The following is a 7,649-nucleotide window of genomic DNA, read 5'->3' as shown; positions in this document are numbered from 1 at the left end:
CACGCCCGCCCGCCGCGGGCTCCCGGGCGGTGGGCGGGGGGGGGGAGGGTCGAGGACGGGCGCCCCCGCCCTGGGGGGGCCGCCGCCCGCGGGCCGCCCACCCCGAACCACGGGGCTGGGGCCGGCCGGGCCCGGGGGGGGGGTGGCGCGGGCGCGGGGGGGGGCGCCTGGGGGGGGGACCCTGCCGCCGGGCCGCCCGCCTCGTCCCGCAGCACCAGCCGGGCGGCCAACAGCTCGAGGTGCACGCGCGGCGAGGTGGCACCGCTCATCGTGGAGAGGGTCTCGTGCACCAGCTCACCGGCGGTGGACAGATCCGCCGGTGCGAAGGTGGAGGCCTGGGCGGTCATGCGCTCGAGGTCCCCGGCCGGGATGTGCGGCAGCAGATCGCCGCCCCGATCGGGCACCGCCGCCAGCACGATCAGGTCGCGGATGCGCTCCAGCAGGTCCTCCACGAAGCGGCGCGGCTCATGGCCGGTGGAAATGACCTCCTCCACTGCCCCGTACAGGGCGGCGGCGTCGCGCTGGGCGATCGCCTCCACAGCGCGGTCCAGCAGGGCGGTGTCGGTGAAGCCCAGCAGTGCGATCGCGGTGGGGAAGTCCAGGCCGTCCTCCCCCGCCCCGGCCATCAGCTGGTCCAGCACCGACATGGAGTCACGGGCAGACCCGCCCCCGGCGCGCACCACCAGCGGCAGCACGCCATCCCCCACGGGGACCTGCTCGGCCTCGCACACCTCCCGCAGGTACGGGCTCAGCACCTGCGGCGGGATCAGGCGGAACGGGTAGTGGTGGGTGCGGGAGCGGATGGTGCCGATGACCTTGTCCGGCTCGGTGGTGGCGAACACGAACTTCACGTGCTCCGGCGGCTCCTCCACCAGTTTCAGCAGGGCGTTGAAGCCGGCGGAGGTGACCATGTGGGCCTCGTCGATGATGAACACCTTGAAGCGGTCCCGCACGGGGGCGAAGGAGGCGCGCTCACGCAGCTCACGGGCATCATCCACACCGCCGTGGCTGGCGGCGTCGATCTCCACCACGTCCAGGCTGCCAGCGCCGTCGCGGGCCAGGTCGCGACATGAATCGCACTCGCCGCAGGGGGTGTCCGTCGGCCCCTCGGCGCAGTTCAGGCAGCGCGCCAGAATACGGGCCGACGTCGTCTTCCCGCAGCCGCGGGGGCCGGAGAACAGGTAGGCGTGGCCGATCCTGCCCGCGTTCAGCGCACGCCGCAGGGGCGTGGTGACATGGTCCTGGCCGATCACCTCGGCGAAGGACTCCGGACGGTATCGACGGTACAGAGCAGTGGCCACCCCCACAGGCTAGTGGAGGGGGCTGTCAGTCGGAGCCGCTGTGGATCAGTCCGAGGCCCGGCCGGGCTCATCATCCGGCGCCGACGGGGCGTCATCGGAAACACCCAGCTGGGAACGGCGCCGCTTGAGCTTGCCGAGGGTTATCCAGAACACCAGCAGCACGATCACCACCGGGATTCCGACGTCGAACACCCAGCTGGGCACGTCGAACGGCAACGAGAACGAGAGCTCCGGGATCCAGCCGAACAGGGTCTCGCGCAGCCATGCCAGGGCCCGGCCGATCGGCTCCAGAAACGCGTCGATCATTTCCCCCACCGGGCGCAGCAGCTCCGCGATCCAGTCCACCGGCGGGCGGATCAGGGACTCCACCCATTCCCGCACCGGGCGCAGCAGGCCACTGAACAGCGCGCTGATGCCCAGCAGCGGGATCAGGTACTTCGCGGCCGTGAACGCCGCGCTCACCAGCGCGAATCGCACCGGATGAGCGAGCTTGCGCTGTTCACGTTGCCAGGAGGCGCTGCCCTTCTCGGGCACGAGTGGGGTGGGGTAGAAACCCCCCATCCGCTCCCCCTCTGCACCACCCAGTACATCCACCTCGCCCTTGCCGCCCAACCCGGCGGTGCTCACCCGGATCCGCTCGGCGATGCGCAGCTTCCCGTTCTCATCGGGCCGTTGCACCACATAGTCGACCGTCTTGAAGGACTTCTCTGCGCTGAAAGCCAGGCCGTCCACCTCGCCGCTGGCCTCGCCGCCGGCTGCCTTCCGGGCTCCGTAGTCCACGCTCACCGTCGTGGTGCGGGGCTTCGACTCCCGGCGGGGGTCGTGGAAGACGCCGTCGATGATCACCGTGGCCCAGGTGTCCATCACCCCGTGATGCGCCCGCACCACGTAGGTGTGGCCGTCGACGGTCCCGCGGTACACGGTGGCCTGGGGCTGCGTCGAGGTCTCGTCGACGGGGTCTGTCGTCGTCGGGGCGGGCTGGGGGGCGGTCATGTTTCCAGCCTGCCGAGTCCCCCCGTTCGCTGCCATCGACCCAATGGCCGATACCTGGGCAGACATAGGTAGGAGATCAGGCGCGCACAAGGGGTCGCCGGCCGGCGAGCCACAGCACCAGGACCGCTGCCGCAACCCACATCGACCAGCTGGCCGCCTCGAGGATCCAGCGTTCCGGCCCGCCGGACAGCGGGGTGGTGAGGTTCTGCTCGATGGCCACGCGCAGGCTGTTGAGGAGCCCATGGGCGAGCAGGGCCGGCCATATGCTCCCGCTCAGCTCCCGCAGCACGGTCAGCAGCGGTGAGACCGCCGCAATCGTCCCCAGGTACGCGATCGAGTCCGTCGGCCCCATGCCCAGGGCGAGCACGATGGGAAGGTGCCACAGCGCCCACAGCACCGCTGTGACCAGTGCGGTCGCCAGGATTCCGTACCGGCTGAGGGCACCGTGGAGCCACCCGCGCCATCCGGTCTCCTCACCGAAGGCCAGGACCGTCTGCAGCAAAGCGACCAGGGGCAGCGCCACCAGGATCGCGGCCGCCTCCTCCGGGGCACTCCATGCGGCCGACCCCAGGGCCACCGACGCGAGGACCCGCAGCACCGGCACCACGGTGAACACCGCTATCGCCAGCAGCAAGCCCAGCACCAGAGCGCGGCCGGAGGGCACCATCAGCCCGAGGTCGGCTCTGAGCTGTCCGGGCCGGCGCCGCACCAGCAGGGCAGCCAGCAGCGGGGTGAACTGGGCTATCGGCACCACCAGTGCTGCAGCCTCGGGGGGCAGCAGGTCCAGCGCGAAAGGAGCCGAGAGCAGGCACGCCGCCACCAGCACCAGCGCAGAGAACGCCAGGATGCGGGAGATGGGCACAGTGTCGGCGGTGATGGCCGTGGCAGCAGGGGTGGCTTCGGGCGTGGTCACGGGGGTCATCGCGGTGCTCCTGGGGTGATGGGATGCCGACACCGATCACGGTAGGAACCGCACCCTGGTCCACGCGCCGGGGCCCTCCGCCCCATCCGGCGGGGGCTATCCCCCACCCGGACATGAAAGGACCCCTCGTGCACCTGCCAGAGCCCGCCTGCCCTTGCTGCCGTCAAGCCCTGGGGGAGTTCAGCGAGATGACACCGCACGAGGGGTCGCCCATGAGTGTAGCGGTACCGAGCGCAAGGTTCGAGGCGGTGTGCGGTAAGCCGCTCAGCGCCTGGATGAGGACGTCGCCGCTGCCGAGCGTCTGGTGCTCGGCGCCCGGGTCAGCGCCCGGTCTCGAGGCCGTAGGTCACGACACTGCAACGGAACGAGGAACACTCGATTTCCTGTCACGGTGTCGACTACTGTCCCGAACAGCATCCAATCGTGACCCCCCACACGGTGATGCCGTCGATGTCATCGCCGTGCCCGCAGCCCCGTCCCCCTTCTGCCCCCAGGAGAGTCCCATGAGTTTTGCCGACATGATCAGTGCCACCAACGGGGTGATCTGGTCGATCCCCTTAGTCGCCCTGTGCCTCCTTGCCGGCCTGTACTTCTCGATCCGCACCGGGTTCGTGCAGCTGCGCGGTCTTCCCGACATGATCAAGCAGCTCATCGGTGGCGAGAAGTCCGCCGATGGCACCTCCTCCTTCCAGTCGCTGATGATGTCGCTCGCCAACCGCGTGGGCATGGGCAACATCGGTGGTGTGGCCACCGCGATCGCCTTCGGCGGCCCCGGCGCCGTGTTCTGGATGTGGACCGTGGCCTTCCTCGGCGCGTCCACCTCGTTCATCGAGTCCACCCTGGGGCAGATCTACAAGGAGAAGGATCCGGACACCGGTGAGTACCGCGGCGGCCCGGCCTACTACTTCGAGAAGGCGTACAGCCACAAGGCCAAGGCCCTCTCCCTCGTGTACGGCATCCTGTTCGCCGCCGTCACCGTGATGGCGATGAGCTTCTTCCTCCCCGGCGTGCAGGCCAACGGCATGGCCTCCGCGATCAACCTGGCCTGGGGCTTCCCCACCTGGGGCGTCGCGATCCTGCTGGTGATCGCGCTGGCCTTCATCGTGATCGGCGGCGTGAAGCGGATCGCGGCCGTCGCGGCGTTCATCGTGCCCCCGATGGCGATCCTGTACATCATCGCGGCGCTGATCGTGTTCTTCGTGAACTTCGACCAGATCCCCCACGTGTTCGGCGAGATCTTCTCGGGGGCGTTCGGCATGCACGCCGTGTACGGCGCCATCATCGGCCTGGCCATCAAGTGGGGTGTGCAGCGCGGCATCTACTCCAACGAGGCCGGCCAGGGCACCGGCCCGCACCACGCCGCGGCCGCCGAGGTGTCCCACCCGGCCAAGCAGGGCTTCGTGCAGGCGTTCTCGGTGTACATCGACACCCTGTTCGTGTGCACCGCCACCGCGTTCATCATCATCTCGACGGACATGTACTCGGTGTTCGAGAACGAGACGTTCCCCGGCACCACCCTCTACACCGGCGCCATCGGCACCGACGTGGAGCCCGGCCCCGGCTTCGTGCAGAACGGCTTCGACACCCTCGTCCCCGGCATCGGCCTGGGCTCCAGCTTCGTGGCGATCGCGCTGACGTTCTTCGCCTTCACCACGATCGTGGCCTACTACTACATGGCCGAGGTGAACCTCTCCTACCTCACCCGCAAGATCAAGAACGGCGTCGTGCGCCGCGGCCTGCTGCGCCTGCTGCAGGGCCTGCTGCTGGTCTCGGTGGCGTACGGCGCGATCAACACCGCCGGCTCCGCCTGGGGCCTGGGCGACATCGGCGTGGGCTCGATGGCCTGGCTGAACATCGTGGGCATCCTGGTGCTCCAGGTCCCCGCGCTGAAGGCGCTGAAGGACTACCGGGCGCAGAAGAAGGCCGGCAAGGATCCGCAGTTCGATCCGCGACCCCTCGGGATCGCGAACGCCCAGTTCTGGGAGCTGCGGGCCGATGGGAAGGTCCGCCAGGGCCAGACCGGCGAGGAGCTGGCCGCCGAGACCGGCGAGAACCCGATCACTCCCCCGCCGCGCTCCTGACTGCAGGCCACGTCGCAGGTGCGCCAGCAGGACCACAGCGGAACGCCCCGCCCCCGAGCTGCTCGGGGGCGGGGCGTTCCGCTGTGCGCGGCGGGCGGACGGGCCAGGGGGTCAGGCCAGCCCTCGGGGCCGGGCACTCGGGCCAGGCCACTGGGACCGGGCACCCCCGGTCGGGCGGTGGGTCCAGACCCGCGAACCGGCCCCTCAGGCCAGGCGGTGGGCCGGGGACTGGGTCTTCGTCGGGTCGGTCTCGGGCAGGTCGCCGAGCACCTCGTCGATGCGAGCCTTCACGTCGGCGTCGAGGGTGACCCCGGAGGCCTTCACGTTCTCGGTGACCTGCTCCGGGCGGGAGGCGCCGATGATCGCCCCGGCCACGTTGTCGTTGGCGAGCACCCAGGCCACGGCGAGCTGCGCCATGGTCAGGCCCAGCTCCTCGGCGATGGGGCGCAGTCCCTGCACGGCCTGCAGGGTGCGGTCCTCGAGGAACCGCTTGATCATGTCGGCCCCGCCCTTCTCGTCGCGTGCGCGTGATCCCTCCGGCGGTTCGGCGCCGGGCTGGTACTTGCCGGTGAGGATGCCCTGGGCGACGGGTGACCACACGATCTGGGAGACGCCCAGTTCCCGGGAGGTGGGCACCACGCGCTCCTCGATCACGCGCCACAGCATCGAGTACTGGGGCTGGTTGGAGACCAGCTGGATGCCCAGGTCGCGGGCCAGCTGGTGGCCGGCGCGGATCTGGTCGGCGTTCCATTCGGAGACGCCGATGTACAGGGCCTTGCCGGCGTGCACCACGTCGGCGAAGGCCTGCATGGTCTCCTCCAGCGGGGTCGCGTAGTCGTAGCGGTGGGCCTGGTAGAGGTCCACGTAGTCGGTCTTCAGCCGCCGCAGCGAGCCGTCGATGGATTCGCGGATGTGCTTGCGGGACAGGCCGGTGTCGTTGTGCCCCTTCGGTCCGGTGGGGAAGTACACCTTGGTGAAGATCTCCAGCGACTCGCGCCGCTCCCCCTGGAGGGCATCGCCGAGCACCACCTCGGCGGCGGTGTTGGCGTAGGTGTCGGCGGTGTCGAAGGTGCTGATGCCGGCGTCGAGGGCAGCCCGCACGCACGCGGTGGCGCGCTCGTCCTCCACCTGGGAGGCGTGGGTGAGCCAGTTACCGTAGATGATCTCGCTGATCTTGAGGCCGCTGCGGCCGAGGTGGCGATGTTCCATGCGCTCCACACTATGTCCGCCGACACGAGTCCATCCTGGTGGCCCGCGTCACATCGCCCGACGTCGGCCGTCGCGCCCGCCGTCCGGGGTACTCGTGAAGCAAAGGCCGACGATCGCCGCCGCGCAACCGGCCAGCCCCGCCGTCCGCCGCGCTGGAAGGAGAGCCCGATGACCGATACCTCCACCACTCCCACCCCGAAGCCCGGGCAGCCGCCGGCGCCGCCGATGCCGGAGCCGACCGAGGCCGACGACGTCCTGGAAATGGAGCCGACGGTCGAGGGCGAGGACTTCTCCCGCGTCGCCTTCACCGGCGCGGCGGTCGCGCAGATCCAGCGGCTCATCGACCGCAACGGGCCGCTGATGTTCCACCAGTCCGGCGGCTGCTGCGACGGCTCCTCCCCCATGTGCTACCCGGAGGGCGACTTCATCACGGGCGACGCCGATGCGCGGATGGGCCACGTCGAGGTGCCCCTGCCCGACGGCACCACCAGCCCGCTGGACTTCTGGATGAGCCGCGAGCAGTTCGCCTACTGGCGACACACGCACCTGACGATCGACCTGGTCGACTGGCGCGGCGGCGGCTTCAGCCTCGAGACGCCCGACGGGAAGCGGTTCCTCACCCGCTCGCGGATGCTCGAGGACCGGGTGCCGGTCGAGATCCCGGGAACGAGTCCGCGATGACCCGCCGCCCGCTCGAGGGCCGATCGGTCGGCCTCACTGATGCCGAGCGCGCGCCGAGCGGCCCGCTCGCGTCTGCGCCGGCCGGCCGCAGCCTGCCGCCGCCCAGCGAGCCGCCCATGACCCCGCCCGGGAAGCCGCCCACGACGCCGTACTGAGCCGCCGGGTCGCACGCTCGGCCGCTCGGGACGGGGCGGTGCTCATCGTCGAGAGTCGGCCCGGCGCCGGCCCCCGTCGACGGTCTCCGCGTGACGCACGGAGAGCTCGCGCTGGGCGAGCAGGCGCAGCGTGAGCAGCACCGGCTCGAGCATCACGGTGCCGACGACCACGCGGCGCACGGCCTCGTCGGGGTCCTCGGGGACGGTGTCGACGTCCAGGCGTGCGACCTGCTCGAGCGCCTCGGCGTAGCCGTCCATCAGCTCGCCGTCGAGCTGGATCCCCGCCGCCTCGCAGGCCGCCCAGACC

6 protein-coding genes, 1 other RNA gene and 1 pseudogene are annotated in these 7,649 nt (G+C 70.7%); 2 read left to right on the top strand and 6 right to left on the bottom strand.

The window, feature by feature from the left end:
- The 4 genes from IOE58_RS13960 to ffs form a co-directional block, all read right to left on the bottom strand.
- A partial coding sequence (locus IOE58_RS13960) for a DNA polymerase III subunit gamma and tau (RefSeq protein ID WP_348982006.1) occupies nt 1–1,301 on the bottom strand: 1,301 nt, incomplete at its 3' end.
- A gap of 45 nt (nt 1,302–1,346) precedes the next feature.
- Complete coding sequence (locus IOE58_RS13955; protein WP_193866953.1) at nt 1,347–2,294, bottom strand: hypothetical protein; 948 nt, start codon at nt 2,292–2,294, stop codon at nt 1,347–1,349.
- Nucleotides 2,295–2,370: 76 nt separating this feature from the next.
- Entirely contained in the window at nt 2,371–3,216 is an 846-nt protein-coding gene (locus IOE58_RS13950; protein ID WP_193866952.1) for a CPBP family intramembrane glutamic endopeptidase, read from the bottom strand.
- 114 nt (nt 3,217–3,330) lie between these two features.
- Nucleotides 3,331–3,427: signal recognition particle sRNA small type (ffs, locus tag IOE58_RS13945), an RNA gene on the bottom strand.
- 292 nt (nt 3,428–3,719) lie between these two features.
- Here ffs and IOE58_RS13940 point away from each other — a divergent pair.
- On the top strand, nt 3,720–5,297 hold the full coding sequence (locus IOE58_RS13940) for an alanine/glycine:cation symporter family protein (protein WP_193866951.1): 1,578 nt from the start codon (nt 3,720–3,722) through the stop codon (nt 5,295–5,297).
- Nucleotides 5,298–5,501: 204 nt separating this feature from the next.
- On the opposite strand, the gene IOE58_RS13935 is transcribed toward IOE58_RS13940, so the two are convergent.
- Nucleotides 5,502–6,506 (bottom strand): aldo/keto reductase family protein, encoded by a 1,005-nt coding sequence (locus IOE58_RS13935; protein WP_193866950.1) that lies wholly within the window; start codon nt 6,504–6,506, stop codon nt 5,502–5,504.
- A 168-nt stretch (nt 6,507–6,674) separates the two neighbouring features.
- On the opposite strand from IOE58_RS13935, the gene IOE58_RS13930 reads away from it, so the two are divergent.
- Nucleotides 6,675–7,187, top strand: a complete 513-nt coding sequence (locus tag IOE58_RS13930; protein ID WP_431831714.1) for a DUF779 domain-containing protein — start codon at nt 6,675–6,677, stop codon at nt 7,185–7,187.
- Between the two features lie 197 nt (nt 7,188–7,384).
- On the opposite strand, the pseudogene IOE58_RS13925 reads toward IOE58_RS13930, so the two are convergent.
- Nucleotides 7,385–7,649, bottom strand: a pseudogene (locus IOE58_RS13925) (hypothetical protein); the annotation flags it as partial.

This window comes from Brachybacterium epidermidis, assembly GCF_015209585.1.
Taxonomy (GTDB): domain Bacteria; phylum Actinomycetota; class Actinomycetes; order Actinomycetales; family Dermabacteraceae; genus Brachybacterium; species Brachybacterium epidermidis.
Note: the sequence above shows the minus strand (reverse complement) of the source record. Positions and strands in the feature narration are given on the sequence as shown.

Bases quoted from the DNA above. Each gene is read 5' to 3' on its own strand.
- IOE58_RS13955 (WP_193866953.1), bottom strand. From the start codon at position 2,294: ATGACCGCCCCCCAGCCCGCCCCGACGACGACAGACCCCGTCGACGAG.
- IOE58_RS13950 (WP_193866952.1), bottom strand. From the start codon at position 3,216: ATGACCCCCGTGACCACGCCCGAAGCCACCCCTGCTGCCACGGCCATC.
- IOE58_RS13940 (WP_193866951.1), top strand. From the start codon at position 3,720: ATGAGTTTTGCCGACATGATCAGTGCCACCAACGGGGTGATCTGGTCG.
- IOE58_RS13935 (WP_193866950.1), bottom strand. From the start codon at position 6,506: ATGGAACATCGCCACCTCGGCCGCAGCGGCCTCAAGATCAGCGAGATC.
- IOE58_RS13930 (WP_431831714.1), top strand. From the start codon at position 6,675: ATGACCGATACCTCCACCACTCCCACCCCGAAGCCCGGGCAGCCGCCG.